This is a genomic window from Corynebacterium sp. HMSC072A02, assembly GCF_001810085.1.
Classification (GTDB): Bacteria; Actinomycetota; Actinomycetes; order Mycobacteriales; family Mycobacteriaceae; genus Corynebacterium; species Corynebacterium hesseae.
This window is the reverse complement of the sequence record NZ_KV799808.1, coordinates 22,894-42,797: the sequence shown is the minus strand read 5'-3', so window position 1 is coordinate 42,797 and position 19,904 is coordinate 22,894. Positions and strand designations below refer to the sequence as shown.

17 protein-coding genes and 1 pseudogene are annotated in these 19,904 nt (G+C 62.9%); 5 read left to right on the top strand and 13 right to left on the bottom strand.

Annotation, left to right across the window (positions count from 1 at the left end; translation table 11 throughout):
* The first annotated feature begins 100 nt into the window (after positions 1–100).
* Positions 101–400, top strand: a complete 300-nt coding sequence (locus HMPREF2698_RS00820; protein ID WP_070561488.1) for an ArsR/SmtB family transcription factor — start codon at positions 101–103, stop codon at positions 398–400.
* Between the two features lie 28 nt (positions 401–428).
* The gene (locus HMPREF2698_RS00815; protein WP_070530236.1) at positions 429–848 is read left to right on the top strand and encodes a Fur family transcriptional regulator; all 420 of its coding nucleotides are present in this window, start codon (positions 429–431) and stop codon (positions 846–848) included.
* A gap of 8 nt (positions 849–856) precedes the next feature.
* Here the strand turns inward: HMPREF2698_RS00815 and HMPREF2698_RS00810 are convergent, their stop codons facing one another.
* From HMPREF2698_RS00810 to hemW, 11 genes are all read right to left on the bottom strand, one after another.
* Positions 857–1,609 carry an isoprenyl transferase gene (locus HMPREF2698_RS00810; RefSeq protein WP_070561486.1) on the bottom strand — a complete coding sequence of 251 codons (753 nt, stop codon included), beginning with the start codon at positions 1,607–1,609 and terminating at the stop codon, positions 857–859.
* Between the two features lie 10 nt (positions 1,610–1,619).
* Positions 1,620–2,336, bottom strand: a complete 717-nt coding sequence (gene recO / locus HMPREF2698_RS00805; RefSeq protein ID WP_070561484.1) for a DNA repair protein RecO — start codon at positions 2,334–2,336, stop codon at positions 1,620–1,622.
* 1 nt (position 2,337) lies between these two features.
* Positions 2,338–3,333, bottom strand: a complete 996-nt coding sequence (era, locus tag HMPREF2698_RS00800; protein WP_070561482.1) for a GTPase Era — start codon at positions 3,331–3,333, stop codon at positions 2,338–2,340.
* A gap of 743 nt (positions 3,334–4,076) precedes the next feature.
* Positions 4,077–4,925, bottom strand: coding sequence for a pyridoxal kinase PdxY (gene pdxY / locus HMPREF2698_RS00795; RefSeq protein ID WP_070561480.1), 849 nt, complete (start codon positions 4,923–4,925; stop codon positions 4,077–4,079).
* A 50-nt stretch (positions 4,926–4,975) separates the two neighbouring features.
* Positions 4,976–5,551: an rRNA maturation RNase YbeY gene (gene ybeY, locus HMPREF2698_RS00790; RefSeq protein WP_070530222.1), complete on the bottom strand. Its 576-nt coding sequence runs from the start codon at positions 5,549–5,551 to the stop codon at positions 4,976–4,978.
* The gene (locus HMPREF2698_RS00785) at positions 5,548–6,513 is read right to left on the bottom strand and encodes a PhoH family protein (RefSeq protein WP_070561478.1); all 966 of its coding nucleotides are present in this window, start codon (positions 6,511–6,513) and stop codon (positions 5,548–5,550) included. The genes ybeY and HMPREF2698_RS00785 overlap by 4 nt, the downstream gene beginning before the upstream one ends.
* Before the next feature lie 10 nt (positions 6,514–6,523).
* Positions 6,524–7,264 carry a 16S rRNA (uracil(1498)-N(3))-methyltransferase gene (locus HMPREF2698_RS00780; RefSeq protein WP_070561476.1) on the bottom strand — a complete coding sequence of 247 codons (741 nt, stop codon included), beginning with the start codon at positions 7,262–7,264 and terminating at the stop codon, positions 6,524–6,526.
* Entirely contained in the window at positions 7,264–8,406 is a 1,143-nt protein-coding gene (gene dnaJ, locus HMPREF2698_RS00775; RefSeq protein ID WP_070561474.1) for a molecular chaperone DnaJ, read from the bottom strand. Before dnaJ ends, HMPREF2698_RS00780 begins: the two co-directional genes overlap by 1 nt.
* A gap of 54 nt (positions 8,407–8,460) precedes the next feature.
* Positions 8,461–9,495 (bottom strand): heat-inducible transcriptional repressor HrcA, encoded by a 1,035-nt coding sequence (gene hrcA, locus HMPREF2698_RS00770; protein WP_070561472.1) that lies wholly within the window; start codon positions 9,493–9,495, stop codon positions 8,461–8,463.
* Positions 9,496–9,505: 10 nt separating this feature from the next.
* Positions 9,506–10,678 carry an ATP-binding protein gene (locus HMPREF2698_RS00765; protein ID WP_070561500.1) on the bottom strand — a complete coding sequence of 391 codons (1,173 nt, stop codon included), beginning with the start codon at positions 10,676–10,678 and terminating at the stop codon, positions 9,506–9,508.
* 424 nt (positions 10,679–11,102) lie between these two features.
* The gene (gene hemW / locus HMPREF2698_RS00760) at positions 11,103–12,251 is read right to left on the bottom strand and encodes a radical SAM family heme chaperone HemW (protein ID WP_070561470.1); all 1,149 of its coding nucleotides are present in this window, start codon (positions 12,249–12,251) and stop codon (positions 11,103–11,105) included.
* 143 nt (positions 12,252–12,394) lie between these two features.
* Between hemW and HMPREF2698_RS00755 the strand changes: the two genes are divergently transcribed.
* Together HMPREF2698_RS00755 and HMPREF2698_RS00750 are read left to right on the top strand one after the other, a co-directional pair.
* A complete protein-coding gene (locus tag HMPREF2698_RS00755) occupies positions 12,395–13,768 on the top strand; it encodes a hemolysin family protein (RefSeq protein WP_070561468.1) in 1,374 nt (457 codons plus the stop codon).
* Entirely contained in the window at positions 13,768–14,835 is a 1,068-nt protein-coding gene (locus HMPREF2698_RS00750; protein ID WP_070561466.1) for a CNNM domain-containing protein, read from the top strand. The genes HMPREF2698_RS00755 and HMPREF2698_RS00750 overlap by 1 nt, the downstream gene beginning before the upstream one ends.
* Before the next feature lie 181 nt (positions 14,836–15,016).
* Here the strand turns inward: HMPREF2698_RS00750 and HMPREF2698_RS00745 are convergent, their stop codons facing one another.
* Both HMPREF2698_RS00745 and HMPREF2698_RS00740 read right to left on the bottom strand, forming a co-directional pair.
* Positions 15,017–15,697: a hypothetical protein gene (locus HMPREF2698_RS00745; protein WP_070519581.1), complete on the bottom strand. Its 681-nt coding sequence runs from the start codon at positions 15,695–15,697 to the stop codon at positions 15,017–15,019.
* 125 nt (positions 15,698–15,822) lie between these two features.
* The gene (locus HMPREF2698_RS00740) at positions 15,823–17,664 is read right to left on the bottom strand and encodes an AMP-dependent synthetase/ligase (RefSeq protein ID WP_070530199.1); all 1,842 of its coding nucleotides are present in this window, start codon (positions 17,662–17,664) and stop codon (positions 15,823–15,825) included.
* Between the two features lie 93 nt (positions 17,665–17,757).
* Between HMPREF2698_RS00740 and malQ the strand changes: the two are divergent.
* Positions 17,758–19,856 (top strand): annotated as a pseudogene (gene malQ / locus HMPREF2698_RS00735) (4-alpha-glucanotransferase).
* The last annotated feature ends 48 nt before the right edge of the window (positions 19,857–19,904 follow it).

Genomic DNA, 19,904 nt, shown 5'->3' with positions numbered 1-19,904 from the left:
ACTGTGGTGCATTTTATACACTTTTTCGCATTCTTCAGCTATAGTACCTATATCTCTCTTTTTAACTCTCCCCCAATAGATATGGTTGAAGGTGAATGGTGTGACCAACACCCAGAAAGAAGCTCTCTCGTTCGATCCCGCGGCAGCCGCCACCGTCATTAGCGCTTTGGATTCACCGTTGCGCATCGACATCATCCGGCGCCTAGCTGAGCGCGATCACTACGTCCACGAGCTCGTGGCCGCCACCGGCAAATCCCAACCGCTTATTAGCCAACACCTGCGGGTTTTGAAGCGCGCACACATCGTCGACAGCGAACGCCTCGGCCGCGAAGTCCGCTACTTTTTGGCAGCTCAGAAGGTGCTGCCGCTGCTTCGCGACGCCTCACTGGCCACCTCTTAATGGAAGTGTATTGATAAACTTTAGACCCATGGCCATCCACGACAGTATTCCCAAGCTCGGCGCTCGCAATACCCGCCAGCGCACCGCCGTCGTCGAAGTCCTGCGTAGTCTCGACAAATTCGCCTCTGCCAAGGACATACACCAGGCGCTTATCGACGGCAACCAGAAAGTCGGCCTCACCACCGTCTATCGCACGCTTCAATCACTTTCGGAGATTGAAGCCGTCGACGCACTCCACATGCCCTCCGGCGAGACCCTCTACCGGCACTGCGAAAGCAATGCGCACCACCACCACTTGGTATGCACCAAGTGCGGCCGCACCGAGGAAATCGACGGCGGCCCCATCGAAGAGTGGGCCTCCTCCGTAGCCAAGGAACACGATTTCGAGCTCACCGGGCACGATGCCGAAATCTTCGGCATCTGTGCCAACTGCTCCGCGGCGTCTTAGATTGCGGGCTACTTGACGCCGCCGAAGCGGCGGTCGCGCCGCGCGTACTCCTCCACCGCGGCAAACAGGTCTTCCGGTGTGAAATCCGGGAAGAGCTTGTCCTGGTAAATCATCTCTGCGTAGGCCGATTGCCAGAGCAGGAAGTTCGAGGTGCGCTTCTCACCGGAGGGGCGCAGGAATAGGTCCACGTCCGGCATATCGGGGTCATACATCACCGAGCTCACCGTCTTCTCATTGATGGAACGCGGATCGAGCTCGCCGCGGGAGACTTGCTCGGCGAGAGACCGGATGCCGTCGACAAGCTCGGCGCGCCCACCGTAATTTACGCACATCACCAAGGTCATCTTGGTGTTGTCCTTGGTCAGCTCCTCGGCAGCCTCAAGCTCCTTGATAACGGAGCGCCACAGGCGCGGGCGGCGGCCGGCCCACACGACGCGCACTCCCCTATCGTTGAGCCAATGGCGCTGGCGGCGCAGGACGTCGCGGTTAAAGCCCATGAGGAAGCGCACCTCCTCCGCGCTGCGGCGCCAGTTCTCGGTGGAGAAGGCGTAGGCGGAAAGGTAAGGAACGCCGAGGGCGAGGCAGGCATCGACGACGTCGAGAAGCACTGCTTCCCCGCGGCGGTGGCCTTCGGTGCGTTTCATGCCGCGCTCCTCTGCCCAGCGGCCGTTGCCGTCCATGACCAGCGCGATGTGGCGCGGCAGGAACTCCTGCGGGATAGCGGGCGGATGAAGAACTCGGTTCGGGTCAGGCGTAATCACGCATTACAGTCTACTGTTCCATGATCCCCAGCGCGCCAACGGAGCGCTCGAGGTGCCATTGCAGGTGGGCACGGGTCAGCCGGTGGGCCTCCTGGGCTTGGGTGTTCGTCGGCTGGCTGGGGTGGCCGTGGGCGATAAGCCACATGTGGTGCAGGGTTTCCGGGTCCACCTCCGCGGCCCCGGGCGGGCGGCATTGGTGGCAGGCGGCCCCACCCACGGCTGGGTGGAAGGCGTGGTGGGGGCCGGGCCTTTGGCACTGGGCGCAATCGAAAAGGCTGGGTGCCCAGCCGGCGTGGGACATGGCTTGGAGGAGGAAGGCGTCGAGAAGCATGAGCGGATCGCCGTGCTGGAGTTGGTTGAGGACGTCGACGCAGGCATCGTAGAGGTAGGGGTCCCCGGGGGCATCGGCGGCGGCGAGGCGCTCGGCGGATTCGAGGGCGGCGCAGGCGGCGGTGTAGCGCTCATAATCCTCGATGATGCGCGCACCGAAGTAGTCCACGGTATCGGCCTGGGAAATGGTGTAGAGGTTTCGGCCTGGGTAGAGCTGCACGTCGAGGTTGACGAAGAGCTGCAGGCGCGAGCCGAAGCGCGATTTGGCGCGGCGAACGCCCTTGGCCACCCCGCGCACGAGGCCGTGGTGGCGAGTCAAGAGCACGATGATGCGATCCGCCTCGCCAAAATCATAGGAACGGATGACGAGGGCGCGGTCGCGGAAATTTTCGCGCACTTTAGAAGCCCAGGCGGCCCAGTGCCTTCGGGTCCGATTGCCAGTTCTTGAGCACCTTAATGCGCAGGTCAAGGTAGACGTTTTGGCCGAGCAGCTGGATGATTTCCTTGCGGGCGGTGCCCACGATGCGGCGGAAGCGGCGGCCGTCCTTGCCCTCGATGATGCGCTTCTGGCCGGGACGCTCCAGGTAGAGGATGGCGTGGACGTTGAGGACGTCGGGGCGTTCCTGGCTGGGCAGGATCTCATCGACCTCGACGGCGACGGAGTGCGGGAGCTCGTACTTCAGGCCGGACAGCGCAGACTCGCGGATAAGCTCAGCGATGCGCTTGGCCTGATCCTCGTCGGTGATGTGGTCATCCGGATAGAATTTAGGCCCCTCGGGGAGGTGGTCCACGATGACCTGGGTCAGCTCATCCAGCTGCACGCGCTCGGTGGCGGAGACGGGGATGACCACGGCGTCTGGGTTCTCCTCGGAGAGGAGCTCGTGGAGAGCTACAAGCTGGGCGCCGACTTGGTCCTTGGAGGCCTTATCCAGCTTGGTGACGATGCCGATGATGGGGGTCTTCGGGGCGACCTTGCTGACGTTCTCCAGAATCCAGCGATCGCCGGGGCCGATCTTCTCATCGGCAGGGATGGTCAGGCCGATGACGTCGACGTCTGCGTAGGTGTCCTTAACTACCTCGTTGAGGCGCTCGCCGAGCAAGGTGCGCGGGCGGTGCAGGCCGGGTGTGTCGACGAGGACGATTTGCGCATCCTCGCGGTGTACGAGGCCGCGGATGGGGTGGCGGGTGGTTTCCGGCTGGTCGGCGGTGATGGCGATCTTCTGCCCCACCAGGGCGTTGGTCAGGGTGGACTTGCCGGTGTTGGGGCGGCCGACGAAGGACACGAAGCCGGAGCGGAAGCCCTCGGGCGTGTCGGTGTATTGCGAATAGTCAGCGGCGTTGGCTTCGCCCTCAGCCGGCAGGTCCGCGAAGGCGGCATCGAAATCAGTGCTCATATCGCCTCATATCATAACGCACGAGCTGCCGAGTCCCGTTCTTGTTGTATCGCTCTGCTCTGGCTCTCGACGTGCGGCCCCGAGAGCTTCCTGCCGAGGGGCCTTGTAGTTTGGTCCTTCTACTCTGGTCCCTTCTCTGTGCAAAAGGGACCATCTGGTGACGGTTTTCGCCTATTAAATGGTCCCTTTAGTGTGCGAAGGGACCAGACTAGAGGGACCATTTGTGCTTTCACGGGGTTTATCTGGCCTGCAGATGGTTCGAGTCAGGCGGTTCTAGTCAGGCGGTTCAGGTCACAAGGTTTCTTTGCCCCCAAACGAACCATCTAGCGACCTCCAGAAGGTTTGTTTGCCCCCAAGAGAACCTTCTGACCCGAACCATCTGAGTAGAACCTTGTGGGTGGAAACGACATCGTTGAAGGTGGGCCGCGAAAGCAGCGGTGAGGTGAGGGTGAAAGCTGATGGCGCGAGGTTATCCGCCGCATGGTGACTGCGAAAAAGCTTGCGCCAAACGGCATCTTGCACATGGTGTCTTGCAAACGGCGTCTTCCGAAAGGCGTCTTTGACCGCAAAAACGCCATCTGGACGCAGCAAAAGGCGTTTTTAGACGTGAAAACGCCTTTTGACAGATGCCTTCTGCGAGATGCCGTTTGCTGGACACCAAATGCCGGGCCAGGACACGACGCCGGGTCAAGGCATCCACGCCAGGCCGCGAACGCGCGCGCAGGGCGGTCACGGATTGACGGCTAGAGCTCCTCCACCCGGAACTGCAACTGCGGGTTAGCAAAGACATCCTGCGACTCGATGAGCAGCAGCTCCTGAGAATCCGCCTCGTAGGTGTTCTGGAGCAGGTCGAAGACGGAGGACGCGGTTCGCTTGAGGGCCAGCTTGGCGTCGTTGGTCTCCACGTAGTGGCCCGTAAACAGCGAAGCCGTGACATCGCCCGAGCCATTGCGCTTGAACGGCAGCTTGGGGGTAGCGACTAGGAAAGCGCGCTCGCCATCAACGGCGAGCATCTCAATCTCGTCCTCGCTGGTCTCCGGGCGCTGCACCGAGGTCACCAACACGGTCTTCGGGCCGATCTCCTGCGCGCGCTTCACCGCAGCGAGGGTCTGCTCCAAGGAGCCCACCTCGCAGTCCGTCAGGTAGCCCAGCTCAAACTGGTTCGGGGTGATGATGTCCGCAACGGGCACCACCTTATCGCGCAGCAGCGGCGGGATTTCATCGGAGACGAAGCAGCCGGACTTAGCGTTACCCATCACCGGGTCGCAGGCATACAGCGCATTCGGGTTGACCGCCTTGATGCGGTTCACTGCATCCACGATGGCGCCCGCAATATCCGGACCGCCCTGGTAGCCAGACAAGATGGCGTCGATGCGAGGGAAGGCGCCGCGCTTCTCGATGCCATCCACAATCGCCGTGACCTCCTCCGCCGGGATCATCGGCCCGCCCCAGTCGCCATAACCGGTGTGGTTGGAGAAATTCACCGTGTGAATCGGCCATACCTCATGGCCAGCGCGCTGAAGTGGAAAGACTGCTGCGGAGTTGCCCACGTGACCAAAGGTGACGTGGGACTGAATGGAGAGGATGTTCATAGTCCTCCATTGTGCTACGCCCCACGTAGCACCTCAACGTTTGGGCCGTTTTAGATTCCGCCGCCGGGAACTTCCTCATCGAGCTTCGCGCGCTCGGCGGCATCCGGGAAGGCCTTCGGGCCCGAGGGCTTGGGCTGGTAGCTCACGCCACGCGCCGCCAGGTCCTCGTACCAGTCCGCCAGCAGCTCGTTCTGCAGGCCGAACATTTCTTTCTCCTCCGCCGCAGTGGTGTGATCATAGCCCAGCAGGTGCAGGCAACCATGCACTGTCAGCAGGGCCAGCTCGTGGCCCAAAGAGTGGCCGGCCGCGGTGGCTTGGCGCTGCGCGAATTCCGGGCAGAGCACGATATCGCCCAGCATGGCCGGTCCGGCCTCGGCGGCGTCGGGGCGCCCGCCGGTAGCACCCGGGGTGAGCTCATCCATGGGGAAGCTCATCACATCAGTCGGGCCTTCCAGGTCCATCCAGCGCACGTGCAGGTCCGCGATGGTATCCAGATCCACGGCGGTAATCGTGCACTCGGCATCCGGGTTAACGTCGAGGCGGCCGAGGGCGTAGGAGCAGACGTCGATCAGCATCTCCTCGTTCACGCCGTCATAACCGGACTCGTTAATAAATTCGATGCTCATTTCTTCTCCTCCTGCTCAGCAAAGTTATCGTAAGCCTCCACGATGCGCCCGACCAGCTGGTGGCGCACCACGTCGGCCGCGCCCAGCTCCGCGAAGTGAATATCGGGCACGCCCTTGAGAATGCGGCGCACCAGACGCAGGCCGGAAACTTGCCCGCCCGGCAAGTCCACCTGGGAAATATCGCCGGTCACCACGATGGTGGAGCCAAAACCCAAGCGCGTCAGGAACATCTTCATCTGCGCCGGCGTGGTGTTCTGGGCCTCGTCGAGGATGACGAAGGCATCGTTGAGCGTGCGGCCACGCATATAAGCCAAGGGGGCGACCTCAATGATGCCGGCCTCCATGAGCTTCGGAATCATCTCCGGATCGATCATGTCCCGCAAAGCGTCGTACAGCGGGCGCAGGTAGGGGTCAATCTTGTCGTTGAGTGTGCCGGGCAGAAAGCCCAGCTTCTCCCCCGCCTCAACCGCCGGGCGGGTCAAGATAATGCGGCTGACCTGCTTGGCGCGCAGGGCCTGCACCGCCTTGGCCACCGCCAGGTAGGTCTTACCGGTACCGGCGGGGCCGATGCCGAAGACAATCGTGTTCTCATCGATGGCCTGCACATAGCGTGATTGGCCCACCGTCTTCGGGCGCACGGCCTTACCGCGGCGCGAAACGATATCCGCCGCGAGCGTCTCAGACACAGAGGCTGGGGCATCCACCGTGACCAGGTCCAGGGTGTGCTTCACGGTATCCGTGCTCACCGGATGGCCGCGGCGCGCGATGGCCTCGAGCTCCTCTAAGACCTTGTGCGCGCGGGCCACCTCATAATCGGGGCCGGCGGCAGTAATGGTGGTGCCGCGAGCAAAGAGGTCCACGCCCAGAAGGTTTCCCAAAACGCGCAGGTTATCGTCCGCCGGGCCGAGCACCGTGGCCAGGTAGGCGGAATCGAGATCAAACTTGGTGGTGATAATAGGCACGCCCAAAAGGCTACCAGCGCGAGGTCAGGGTGCCGATGCTGGCCAACGCCACCATGCTTGCCGACGCCGTCCTCAACACCTCCGGCCCCAACTTGATCGCCGTCGCACCGGCGTCCTGCAAGCGGGCTAGTTCCTCCGCGCCGATGCCGCCCTCGGGGCCCACCAGAAGGTAGATGGTCCCGGCGGAGTCCAAACCACTCAGGTCCTTGAGCCGGACCTCGGCTTCCTCGTGGAGGACCAAGGCTCGTGCGCCCGCAATCTCCTGGCACAACTGGCGGGTGGTCAAAGGACCACGCACCGCGGGCACGCGCGCGCGGCGCGATTGCTTGGCAGCCGCCACGGCCGCGGATTCCCACTTTGCTAGCGCCTTCGGGGCCTTCTTCGCATCCCACTTGGACACGCAGCGATCCGCCTGCCAGGCGATGATCTCATCCGCCCCGGCCTGGGTGGCCAGGTCGACGGCCAACTCGGCGCGCTCCGATTTCGGGATGGCCTGGACCACGACCACCCGTGGGGAGGGCTCGGGGAGGATCGCGAGGTCGTCGACAAGCGCGGCCAGCGTGTCCTTGCCCTGCGTATCGGTGATGGTGGCGGTGGCGCGGCGCCCGGATCCATCAATCAGGACCAGGTGCTCCCCTGGTCCCATGCGCTTGACAGTGACCGCGTGGCGGCCCTCCGCGCCATCGAGACCCACGGGCTGGCCGACCTCGGCGAGGGACAGGTCCGGGTGGAGGAAGACGGGCAGAGACATTAGCGACGGAACTTGCCTCGGAGGCGGGTAAAGAGGGATTCGCCCTGATTGTCACCGGCGCGGTGAACCTCGGTGCCGCTGTGGCCGGCGGCGCGGACCTTTTCGAGGGCCTCGCGGGTCTTCTTATCCAGGTCCGTCGGGATCACCACATCCACGTGAGCGTGGAGGTTGCCAAAGCCGTCGGTGCGCAGGCGCGGCATGCCCTTGCCCTGGAGTGTGATGGACTCGCCCGGCTGGGTGCCCGGCGCGATATCGATGGTGAGCTCTTCGCCGTCGAGCTGCTCGACGGTGCAGGAAGAGCCGAGGGCAGCATCCACCATGGGCACGCGAACGGTCAGGTGCAGGTCATCGGCATTACGCTCGAAGACGGGGTGCGGCTCGGTGTGCACCTCCACGTACAGGTCACCGGCGGGGCCGCCGCCGTGGCCGACCTCGCCCTGGGAGGCCATGCGGATGCGCATGCCATCACCAATGCCGGCGGGGATGCTCACCGTAATATCACGACGCTTGCGCACGCGGCCATCGCCGCCACAGTGGCCACAGGGATCGGTGACCACTTCGCCGAAGCCATAGCACTTCGGGCAATCGCGGGTAGTCATCATGTTGCCCAGCATGCTGCGCTGGACTTCCTGAACCTGGCCCATGCCGCCGCAATGGCCACAGGTCACCGGCTTGGCCTTGGACTCGGAACCGGTTCCCTCACAGCGGTCACAGATCACGGCGGTGTCCACCTTGACCTGCTGCTTGACGCCGCTATAGGCCTCCTCGAGGGTAATGGTGGTGCGCAGGAGCGCATCATCGCCCGGCTGCACGCGGGAACGCGGGCCGCGGGAGGCCGCTCCCCCACCGAAGAACTCGGCGAAGATATCCCCGAGTCCGCCGCCGCCGAAACCGCCAAAGCCGCCGCCCTGGGCCGCGCGCTCCTCCATGGGGTCACCACCCATGTCCACAATCCGGCGCTTCTGCGGATCAAGCAGAACCTCCTGTGCAAGGGAAGCCTCGCGGAACTTCTCCGCGGCCTCGTCATCGCCCGGGTTGACGTCCGGGTGGTACTTGCGCGCCAGCTTGCGGTAGGCCTTCTTAATCTCGGCGTCGGACGCCGACTTTTCTACACCAAGAATGCCGTAGTAGTCACGAGCCACGTACTGTCATCCTTCTATTTCTCGTTGATACTAAATCTAATCCGACGGGCTAGCTTACTCGCCCGCCAGGATTTCACTCACATAGCGTGCAACGGCAGAGACCTTGGAAATTGTTCCCGAATAGTCCATATACGTCGGCCCCGCGACACCCAGCCCGCCGAGTGCCGCCGCATGCTCGCCGGTGCCAAAACCATAGCGCGTGGCCACGACAGAGGTTTGGCGCAGCTCGTCGGCTTCGTTCTCCTCGCCGATGGATACAGAAACATTGCCCAAATCCGGCACGCGCGCCAGCAGCTTGAGCACGACGACCTGCTCCTCGAGGGCCTCGATGATAGAGGGCAGGCCCTCGGTCAGGGCCACGCGGGTGAGGTTGGAGGTACCCGCCATGATCAGGCGGTCGGAGGGCTGCTCCACGAGGGTCTCAATCAGCGTCGTCGCGGCCTTGAGGAGGTGGGGGCGGATGTCGGCTGGGGAGTCGTCGACAAGCGCGGCCAGCTCCACCGAGGCATCGGTGAGCGTCTTGCCCTCGAGGGCGGTGTTGAGGATGTCGCGCAGGCGGTGGGTCTGCTCGGGGTCGATCACGTCATCGAGCTCCACATTGCGCTGATCGACGCGCCCATTATCCGTGATGAGCACCAAGAGCAGGCGCACCGGTGAGAGTGCCACGACCTCGCAGTGTTTGACGCGGGAGACCTTGAGGTTGGGCATCTGCACGACGGCTGCCTGCTTCGTCACCTGGGCCAGCAGCTGGACAGACCGGCGCAGCACGTCTTCCAAATCCACCCCGCCTTCGAGGAAGGTGAGCATGGCGCGGCGCTCCGCTTTGGAGAGCGGCTTGACGTCGTGCAGCGTATCGACGAACTGGCGGTAGCCCTTCTGCGTGGGCACGCGCCCGGAGCTGGCGTGTTCTTGGGCGATAAGCCCTTCGGCTTCGAGCACGGCCATGTCATTGCGAATCGTCGCCGAGGACACGCCCAGCTGGTAGCGCTCGAGCAGGGCCTTGGAGCCGACGGGCGATTGCGAGGCGATGTAGTCCGCGACGATGGCGCGCAGGACCTCTTGGCGGCGGGCATCGGTGGAGCTGGACATGTCTTTAAGGCTATCCGTTCTGGCGGGCGATGAAGTCGTCAAAATTTGGCACAGTGTAGCTCACCCTGCCGTGTTCTGGAGCATAGATCAATCCTTTACTAATGAGCTTGGCTCGCACAGGACCCAGTTTCTTCGTGTCTTTACCTAAGATGTCCGCGATGTCCTTGCTCGAGATTTCCTCTCCGCCAACCTTTGCCATCGCGGTCAAGTAGTCCCGCTCGGCTGGAGTAGCGCGATCCCACCTGGCTTGGAAAAACCCGCGGTCCAACTGCTCAATTCCAAGCCGCGCGGCGCGTCGAGCTGCATCGGAATCCATAGGTGAAGTTCGCGCAGTACGCCACATTTGTGCACCAAATTCCTGGATGAAATACGGATACTGCCCCGATACATTAGCTAGATATTCAACTGCTTCATCGTCAAATTCCACATTCTGTGTCCGCGCAGGTTCACGGAAGGCGGCAACTGCGGCATACATTTCGAGCCTGCCAATTTGGTGCACCTCGAACATTCGCTCTGCATAAGAGCGGGACTCCGCCAGAATCCCTGGCAGACTCGGGAGCCCAGCGCCAATAATGTAAAAAGGCAAGCCCAGCTGCCCTGCTTCATGTTGTGCAGAAATGAGTGCTTCGAGCAGCTCTTCATCAAGGTCTTGCATTTCGTCGATGAAGATTCCTAAAGCTTTATCCTCCTTGAGGAGCGTCGTAGTGATGGCCTCGATCACATCGTGCAGATCAAGCTCGAGGTTTCCTGTTGCCGGAGGAATGTCTCCTACTTCAACCCCAAGGTCAATAATGCTTTGTCCTACCGAGAGCGAAAAAGACTTTACGGCCGCAGCAATAAAGTGAAAACCCTCAGATACCTTGGCTTTCGTCCGATAGCGCAAAGAGGCTTTGGCTAAACCTTGCGCTAGAGCACGGCGGGCTCCTTCTCGTCCACGTGCCCCCTGCGAAGCCTCAAACTTAATCGTTAGCCAGTCGGCTTGGTCAGCCTTCCTTTTTAATTGGTTGAGCAGCACGGTCTTACCCACTCCACGCAAGCCAACGAGCAGCATTGGACGGCCAAGCAATCCGTTCTGGACGCGTTTGACAAGATTGTCAAACGCATGAAGGTCTCTCTCGCGCCCAGTAAGAACTGTCGGCGCGATGCCCGAGCCAGGAGTATAGGGGTTTAAGGCGTCATCCATGCCACTAATACTAGCAATATCGAGAGCGACTAACAGGTTTCTCGACGTGGAGAGAGAAACTAACACCGCTATCAAACTTCCCGACGACAGGAGCAAAACTAACAAATTCCCGGCGGAGCTAACTTTAAGTCCCCATGTCTCCTCGACGTCGAAAGGCCAAGGCCTAGCCACTTCTTCGCAGCTTCGCGGTTGCATCACACAGCTGGTTCTACTCAGATGGTTCAGGTCATACGGTTTACTTGCCCCCCAAACGAACCTTCTAGCAGCCTAAGGAAGGTTTGTTTGCCCCCAAACAAACCTTATGACTAGAACCTTTCCACTGGAACCATGTGCGGAAGGCTGAGGACAGGCCACGAGCAGGGTACGGCCGCTAATGAGCCAGCTGATGCGGATCCGGAGGTCGGCCCGCAGGCGGGGCAAGCCCCTAGCGAGCGGTGCCTTCGGCGGTATCTTCAGCGACAAGGAGGTCGGTGATGATGCCGTCGGCGAGCAGGCGGCCTGCCTTGGTCACGCGGAGGTGGTCGCCGGCGCGCTCGAGCAGGCCGCGCTCGATGAAGCGCGCGGCGACGGGCTCGGCGGCCGGCGCGAGCCAGGACGCGGGGATGCCCTCGCGCAGACGCAGGCCCAGCATGATGCGCTCGGTGTGGCGGTCGGCGGCGCTGAGCTCCTCCCGCTCCTTGATGGGCAGATCCCCCTCGCCCACGGCCTTGATGTAGGTCCGCGGGTTCTTCACATTGAAGAAGCGCTCGTTGCCTAAGTGCGAATGCGCGCCCGGGCCCGCGCCCCACCAATTGCCGTCCACCCAGTAGATGCGATTGTGCTGGCACTCCCCGCCCGGCTTGGCCCAGTTGGAGACCTCGTACCACTCAAAGCCTTCGGCCTCGAGGGCGGAGGAGATCATCTCGTAGCGCCGGGCCAGCACGTCCTCGTCCGGGGCCGGAAGCAGGCCCTTCGATACCTTGCGGGCCATACGCGTGCCGTCCTCCACAATGAGCGAATACGCACTGATGTGGTCCACCCCGGTCTCCAGGGCACGCTCCAAGGTCAGGGCAACGTCGGCGTCTTCTTCAGTCGGCGTGCCATAAATCATGTCCAGGTTGACGTGCTCGAAGCCCGCGGCGATGGCTTCGCGTGCCGCATCGAAGGCGCGGCCCGGGGTGTGGGCACGCTCGAGCACGGCGAGCACGCCCGGTGAGGCGGACTGCATGCCAAGGGAGAGGCGGGTGAAGCCGGCGTCGAGAAGCCCGGCGAAGTACTCCGGCGAGGTTGACTCCGGGTTGGATTCCGTGGTGACCTCTGCGCCCGGGGCCAAGCCAAAGGTGTCGCGCACCCGATTCAACACACGGCCCAGGCCCTCGGCACCCAACAAGCTCGGCGTGCCGCCGCCAATAAAAACCGTCTCGGCTTCACGGCCCACCTGCGCCGCCGCCATCTCCAGCTCTTTCTCCAGAGCATCCAGATAATCGCTGGTCAAGTCCCCTCCCAGCTCACCGGGCGTATAGGTGTTGAAATCGCAGTAGCCGCAGCGCGAGGCACAGAAGGGAACGTGAATATAAAGACCGAAGGGATCCATGGGGAACAAAATAACCGACTAAACCGTTGAAGCGGTAGTCTATAGTGCATATTTGCAATCCCCGAAAGTTAAGAAAGGCCCCCTTTTTCGTGGAACCTCCGAGTCGATGTCCCCGCCGCCTCCTTAAGGCGGTGGGGTAAGCCGTGTTATCTGCCATCCTGATGATTGTGGCGGGTTTCGCCGTCATCGCTCTCATTATCGTGGCCAACGCGTACTTCGTCGCGCAAGAATTCGCCTTCATGTCCGTGGACCGCACGCAGCTGCGCCAGCGCGCCGCTGCGGGGGATAAACCAGCGGAGCGCGCGCTCAAGATCACGCAGAAAACCTCCTTCATGCTTTCCGGCGCACAGCTGGGCATCACGATTACGGGCCTGCTCATCGGTTATGTGGCCGAGCCACTCGTGGGCCAAGGCCTGGGCCAGCTGCTCGGTGGCGTGGGCGTGCCCACGGGCGTGTCCGTCGCCGTGGGTACGGTGACCGCGCTGGCCGTGTCGACGGTTCTCACGATGCTCTTCGCCGAGCTCTTCCCCAAGAACTACACCATCGCCGCTCCCATGAAGACAGCGCTGTGGCTGTCCGCGTCCACGATGTGGTACCTCAAGATCTTCGGCTGGTTGATCCACTTCTTCGAGTATTCCTCCAACGCCATCCTCAAGGTCTTCGGCATCGAACCGGTGGAGGATGTCGATTCTTCTGCCACCACCGATGACCTGGAATCCATCGTGGATGCCTCCCACGAGGCCGGCGACTTGGATGAGGACACCTACCTGGTGCTCGACCGCCTCCTCGACTTCCCCGAACACGACGTGGGACACGCCATGATTCCGCGCTCGCGCGTGGATGTCATCGAGCCGGAGACCACCATCGGTGAGGTCCGCGAGATGATGTCGGAGAACCACACGCGCTACCCCATCATCGACGATGAACATAATCCCATCGGCGTGGTGCACCTCTATGACGTGCTGGGCACCGAGTTGCCCGCAGCCACCCCGGCCCGCGAAATCATGAAGGAACCCGTGGTGGTTCCGGAGCTCATGCCGCTTCCCGACGTCGTCACGGAGCTTCGCGACGCCGACGAGAAGCTCGCCTGCGTCATCGACGAATACGGCGGCTTCGTGGGCATCGTGACCATGGAGGACTTGGCCGAGGAGATCCTCGGCGATGTCACCGATGAGCACGACCTCGAAGAGACCGAGGAGATCACCGAGCAGGACGAGACGCACTGGATCGTCGACGGTGACACACCCATCGACGAGGTCGAGCGCGCCATCGGCCACGACCTGCCGGAGGGTGATTTCGAAACCGTCGCCGGCCTGCTCATCGCGCACTCCGGCACGTTGCCGGAGGAAGGTGAAGAGCTCGCCATCGAGCTGGAGGCAGAGCCTGAAGACTGGGTCGACGGCGATGAAGCCCCCACCCGCACGCTCAACGTGCGCGTCGAGGAAATCGACCGCCACGTGCCCTCCGTTCTAGCCCTAGAGCTGGTGGAGGAATTCCCGGAAGGAGAGGATGACTAATGACTGATACCTGGTGGTTCAACCTCCTCATCACCATTCTCATCATTGCTGCTTCCGGCTTCTTCGTGGTCATCGAGTTCTCCCTCATGGGTGCGCGCCGCAACCGTCTGGAGGAAACCGCGGAATCCTCCGCTGCCTCGCGCGCGGGCCTTCGCTCGCTCAACGAGCTGACCATCATGTTGGCCGGCGCCCAGCTGGGCATTACCGCCGCAACCTTCGTCCTCGGTGCCGTGACCAAGCCGTGGGTCCATCACCTGCTCATGAGCCCGCTGGAGGCCCTCGGCTTGCCGCTGGGCGTTGCTGACGTCGTCTCCTTCCTCCTTGCGCTTTTCGTCGTGACCTTCCTGCACCTGGTCATCGGTGAGATGGCGCCGAAGTCCTGGGCCATCGCCCACCCGGAGACGGCCCTGCAGCTCATTGCGGTTCCTGCCCGCGGTTTCATCTGGCTCTTCCGCCCGCTGCTGATCTGGATCAACAAGATGGCGAACAAGCTGGTGCTCATGACCGGCGAGGAACCCGTCGACCGCGCCGGTGCGGCTGGCTATGACGCGGAGACCCTGCGCCACCTCGTCGAGCACTCGCGGCAGACGGGCACGCTTGACGACGACTCCGCGAACCAGATCACCGGCGTCATCGAGCTGGAAGCGTCCACCGCCGCACAGTTGGCCCGCGAGCACGGCTCGGAAATCTTGCCTCTGTCTTCCGATGCCACGGTGGCTGAGCTGCACGACCTCGTCGTGCACAAGTCCATCATGCGCGTGCTGGTCTACCCGCGCGCCTCGCGCATTCCGCGCATCGTCCACGTCCGCGATACCCTGCTGGCGGATCCGGAAACCCCGGTGCTGGAGTTCTCCCGCCCCGCGTTGGCGGTGAGTTCCTCCTCCACCGTGCAGAAGACTCTGGATCAGATGCGCGCCCGCAACGAGCAGCTCGTCATGGTGGGCAAGCCCACCAAGGACAAGACGGTGTGGATCCTGACCTGGGATGACATCATGGGCCAGCTATGGCCGCAGATTACGGAGCAGCTAGACCAGGCCGCGCCGGCCGCCAAGAACCCGGGGGTCTAGCGCTTGCGCGCTAGACGGGGCACACGAAGCTAAGCGTGGTGCACGAAGCTAGACGGTGGCACGCAAAGTTATTCGTGCCACGCTAACTACGAAAAGCGCCGCCGAGAGAGGGATTCTCGGCGGCGCTCTTCTTTAGGTAATCCTTGTGTGTTGGCAACAAGGAAGTCTGTGATGCGGCTCCTTAAGCGGTCGTGGCGGCCTGCTTCTGGCGCTTAGCCCGGACGCGGGCGACGACGGCGTCGATACGCGCGCGCTCCTCTAGGAAGGGCGGCGGATTGTGCCCGCGCATGGTGCGCACGAAGGCGGGGTGTGCCTCGACGACGGTGTGACGCCAGGCTTGCACGGCAATAAGGGAGGATTCTCCCGCGCGCTTGTACAAGTTCGGCAGGGAAACCACGTCGAGGTTGCGGGCCACGGCGTCGGTTTGCGCCAGCACGTACTCGACCAGCTCGCGCAGGTAGGCAGCCACCGCGGCGGTACGGCCGCGCAAGGTTTCTGCCAGCTCGGAGACCACGACGGGCGGGCCGGAGATAGGCAGGCCCTCAGCGAGTGCGCGGGCGGTGAGCTGCTTCGGTTCCTCGACGTCATTGTCGCCGGAGGAGGCAGCCGAGATGGTGCCGGACTTCAGGCCGGAGACCAGCGCCTGGCGCAGGCCGATGAGCTCGCCGACGCAGCGCCCGGAATCCACGCGGGCGTCTTCGACGATATCCCCCAGCTCGGCCAAGCAGTCGAGGGAGAGTTCATCGTCCCAGTCCTCGATGGCCTCGATGAGGTGCTCGATGTAGTCGACGACTTCATCGCCGATGTTATAGATTTCTTGGGTCAGCTCACGGTGGCGCAGCTCGGCTGCGATCTTGTGCATAGGCCGCCCTTCCCGTGAGAACCTCTAGTTGAGGTTTAGAGTTTTTCTGACCCCGCTGACTCTATTAGAGATCCTCGCATTCGGCTGCGCGACACTCCGAAGGAATTCACAGACTCCGTCCAGCCTTATTTCTTGCCGGCGTAGAGGCGCTCAATGTCAGCCGCATAGCGCTGGGCCACCACGTAACGCTTGACCTTCAGGGTTGGGGTGAGCTCGTTGCTTTCCTCGGTGAGGTCCTGATCCAGGATGACGAACTTCTTAATACCCTCCGCGTGGGAGACGGTGGCGTTGACCTGGTTGATGGCGTCCTGAATATCCGCGCGCAGCGCCGGATCCGCAGCTACCTCGCGCATGCCCTTGGTCGCGGCGATGTTGTGGTCCGCCTTCCAGCGCTTGAGCGCGTCCTCATCCAGGGTGAGCAGCACGCCGACGAAGGGCTTGCCGTCGCCAACCACCATGGCCTGGGAGATCAGCGGGTGGGAACGCAGGATATCTTCCATCGGGCCAGGCGAGACATTCTTGCCGCCCGCGGTGACGATGAGGTCCTTCTTGCGGCCGGTGATAACGAGCTTGCCTTCTTCGTTGATCTCACCGAGGTCGCCGGTGTTGTACCAGCCGTCCTGCAGCGCATTCTCGGTGGCTTCCGGGTTCTGCCAGTAGCCCTTGAAGACGATATCTCCCTTAATCAGGATCTCGCCGTCCTCGTTAATGCGCATCGTCGTTCCGCCCAGCGGCGGGCCGACGGTGCCGATGGACTGATCCACGAAGTCCACGGCGGCAGCCGCTGCGGTCTCCGTAAGTCCATAGCCCTCGTAGATGGTCACGCCGATGCCGCGGTACCAGTGCAGCAGATCCTGCGAGATGGCCGAGCCACCGGAGATGCAGTACTTGACCTCGCCGCCCATTGCCTGGCGGATGGCGGAATAGACCAGCTTGTCAAAGGCCTTGTGCTTGGCCTTGAGAACTCGGTTGGGGCCCTCCGGGGTATCCAGCGCCTTGGAGTATTCGATGGCGACTTTCTCCGCGCTGTCGAAGATCGCGCCCTTGAACGCGGAGGAACCATGCGCCTTGGCGGACGCACCGTTGCGTACCTTTTCAAACACGCGCGGCACGCCAAGAATCAGGTTCGGGCGGGAACGAGCGAACTCAACGGTGATGGTGCTGAAGTCCGCCCAGTGGTTCTGGGACGCACCACCGATGGTGACCGCCAGCGACACCGCACGGCTGAAGACGTGTGCCAGCGGCAGGAAGGTCAGGACGTGTGCGCCCGGCACGGCGATGGCACCAATGGGGTTGGTCAGCAACCCGCGGGCTTCCGCCAGCCAGTTGCGGTGGGTCAGCATGCAACCCTTGGGGCGCCCGGTAGTGCCGGAGGTGTACACCAGGGAGGCGACGTCGTCAGTGTGCGTAGCTTCGATGCGCTGGTTGACGGTGTCGTCGCTGATGTCGCGTCCCTCAAACTTCAGCGTATCGATGGCCGAAGAGTTGATTTCTAAGACACGGCGCAGCTGGGAGGGGGAACCGTGCAGCTGCGGGGTGCCGTCCTCCTGCAGCTTCAGATGCTTGACCAGCTCGGAGTGCTCGCGGGTTTCCGTGATGGCGAGGATTGCGCCGGAGTCCTCGATGATCCACTGAACCTGGGACATCGACGACGAGGGGTACACCGGAACGGAAACCGCACCGGCGGCCCAGATGGCGTAGTCCAGCAAGGACCACTCATAGCGGGTGGTGGAAATGAGCGCCACGCGGTCACCCTGCTCCACGCCGAAGGCGATGAGCCCCTTGGCCACCGCGTAGACTTCCTCGACGAATTCCTTGGCGGTGACGTTGACCCACTCGTAATTCGCCGGGCGGGTAAACAGCACGCCATGTGGGCGGGCGTGCGCCGTAGCCATCATGGCGGTAAGGCACGTTTCGCCGTCCTTGATCTCGAATTCCGCTTTGGTGTGCGCTTCATTCAAAGTCACAGTTGTGTCCTTTCCCACAAAAACTAAATTCCAGCCCACTCTACCAACCTGATTTATTACGCGCGTGGGGAGGGCGTGGCACAATTGGGGGATGTGACTACCCGTGATCTGCTTCAAGAACTTGCCCAACGCCACGGTGTGGCCTGCGAGTACACCGCCCAGAACGGACAGCCTGTGTACGTCAGCGAGGAGACAATCACCTACACGCTGCGCGCACTCGGCGTCTCTATCTCCGACCGTCCGGACGATGAGGAGCTAACCCAAGCCCTCTTCGAGGACTACCTCGCTCGGGCTTCCCGCCCACTGCCGCCCTGCGTGGTGGCCCGCGAAGGCGCCGAAAAGTCCTTCGCAGTCCACGTCCACGACGGGGATCCGGTCTCCGTCACGATCGAATTGGAAAGCGGCGAGACCCGCCCGACTTACCAGGACCCCAACGATGCCCCGGCTGCCGACGTCTCCGGAACCATGTGGGGCGAGGCAAGCTTCCACGTCCCCGGCGACCTGCCTCTCGGATTCCATAAGCTGCTCCTGTCCTCTCCCGGCATCGGAGAGCACGAGTGCCCGCTCATCGTCGTGCCGAACCACCTGAGCACGGCGGATCGCTACCTTGAGCGCCCCGCGGCGGGTGCGATGGCGCAGCTGTACTCAGTGCGTTCCGAGAAGTCCTGGGGCATGGGTGATTTCGGTGACTTGGCAGAGCTGGCGGAACTGCTGGCGCCGGACTACGACTTCCTCCTTATTAATCCGCTGCATGCTGGCGAGCCGATTCCGCCGGTGGAAGACTCGCCCTACCTGCCCACCACGCGGCGATTCATCAATCCGATCTATATCCGCATCGAGGACGTCCCGGAGCTGAAACTACTCAGCCCGGAACTCCAGGATGACGTGGCCGAGCTGGCCGCCGAGTCCGCGAGCGCAACCTGTCTGCAGAAGAGATTGATCGTGATTCCATCTTCGAGGCCAAGCTGCAGGTCCTCCAGGAGCTCTTCAACAAGGGGATGACCCCGGAGCGCCGCACCGCCTTTAGCGAGTACAAGCGCCGCGAGGGCCGTGGCCTGCGTAACTTCGCGCTGTGGTGCGCCGAGACCGAGCTCGAGCGACACAGCGGCCGTCGCCACGCGCTGAGCCTCGACGTCAGCGAGTTGGCCGAGTTCTATTCCTGGCTGCAGTTCCTCTGCGATGAGCAGCTGGATGCCGCCCAGCGCCGCGCGCTCGACGCCGGCATGAGCATCGGGCTTATCACCGACATGGCCGTGGGCATCCACCCCGCCGGTGCCGACGCCGTCAATCTGGCGGAATACCTCGCCCCGCAGTGTTCGGTGGGCGCCCCGCCGGATGATTACAACCAGCAGGGCCAGGACTGGTCTCAGCCGCCGTGGCACCCGGTCCGCCTGGCGGAATCCGGCTACCAGCCGTGGCGTGACTTGCTGCGTACGATGCTGGGCAACGCCGGCGGCCTGCGCGTTGACCACGTGCTCGGCCTGTTCCGCCTGTACTGGATCCCGCGCCACTCCACCCCGCTCAACGGCACCTACGTGTCCTATGACTGGGAGGCTATGCTCGGCATCCTCGCGCTCGAGGCTGAGCGCGCCGGCGCAGTGCTCGTGGGCGAGGACCTGGGCACCCTGGAGCCGTGGGTCCAAAACGCTCTGCGCGATATGGGTGTGCTGGGTACCACGATCATCTGGTTTGAGCACGCCGAGGACGGCCCCACCCCGCGCCCGCAGGATCAATACCGCCAGATGGCGATGTCCTCGGTGGGCACGCACGATCTGCCGCCGACGCTCGCCTTCCTGCGTGGCGACCACATCGCGCTGCGCGCCCGCTTGGGCCTGCTGACCCGCCCAGTGGCGGAAGAAGAAGCCGAGGACCGCGCGTGGCAGGAAAAGGTCAAGGACAACCTGCAGGCCTATGGCATGTTGGACAACCGCGAGAGCGAAGAGGACATGCTCGTTGCCCTGCACCGCTACATCGCGGGAACCCCGTCGGCGCTGACGGTGACCAACCTGGTGGACATGGTCGGTGACGTGCGCGCCCAAAACCAGCCGGGCACGACGAAGGACCAGTACCCCAACTGGTGCATCCCGCTGTGCGATACCGCCGGCAAGCCGGTGTTGTTGGAGGATCTGCCAAAACAGGAGCTCTACCAGCGCCTCGCCCAGGCCGCCACGAGGCCGGGTGCCGGGCGCTAGGGCTAGGAGGGGCGTCGGCAAGCGCGGCGCCCCTAGCGGCGTCTTCCC

Coding starts and splice junctions, on each gene's coding strand:
- HMPREF2698_RS00780 (WP_070561476.1), bottom strand. CDS start 7,264: ATGTCTCTGCCCGTCTTCCTCCACCCGGACCTGTCCCTCGCCGAGGTC.
- HMPREF2698_RS00815 (WP_070530236.1), top strand. CDS start 429: ATGGCCATCCACGACAGTATTCCCAAGCTCGGCGCTCGCAATACCCGC.
- era (WP_070561482.1), bottom strand. CDS start 3,333: ATGAGCACTGATTTCGATGCCGCCTTCGCGGACCTGCCGGCTGAGGGC.
- pdxY (WP_070561480.1), bottom strand. CDS start 4,925: ATGAACATCCTCTCCATTCAGTCCCACGTCACCTTTGGTCACGTGGGC.
- HMPREF2698_RS00750 (WP_070561466.1), top strand. CDS start 13,768: ATGACTGATACCTGGTGGTTCAACCTCCTCATCACCATTCTCATCATT.
- HMPREF2698_RS00745 (WP_070519581.1), bottom strand. CDS start 15,697: ATGCACAAGATCGCAGCCGAGCTGCGCCACCGTGAGCTGACCCAAGAA.
- hrcA (WP_070561472.1), bottom strand. CDS start 9,495: ATGTCCAGCTCCACCGATGCCCGCCGCCAAGAGGTCCTGCGCGCCATC.
- HMPREF2698_RS00765 (WP_070561500.1), bottom strand. CDS start 10,678: ATGGATGACGCCTTAAACCCCTATACTCCTGGCTCGGGCATCGCGCCG.
- ybeY (WP_070530222.1), bottom strand. CDS start 5,551: ATGAGCATCGAATTTATTAACGAGTCCGGTTATGACGGCGTGAACGAG.
- hemW (WP_070561470.1), bottom strand. CDS start 12,251: ATGGATCCCTTCGGTCTTTATATTCACGTTCCCTTCTGTGCCTCGCGC.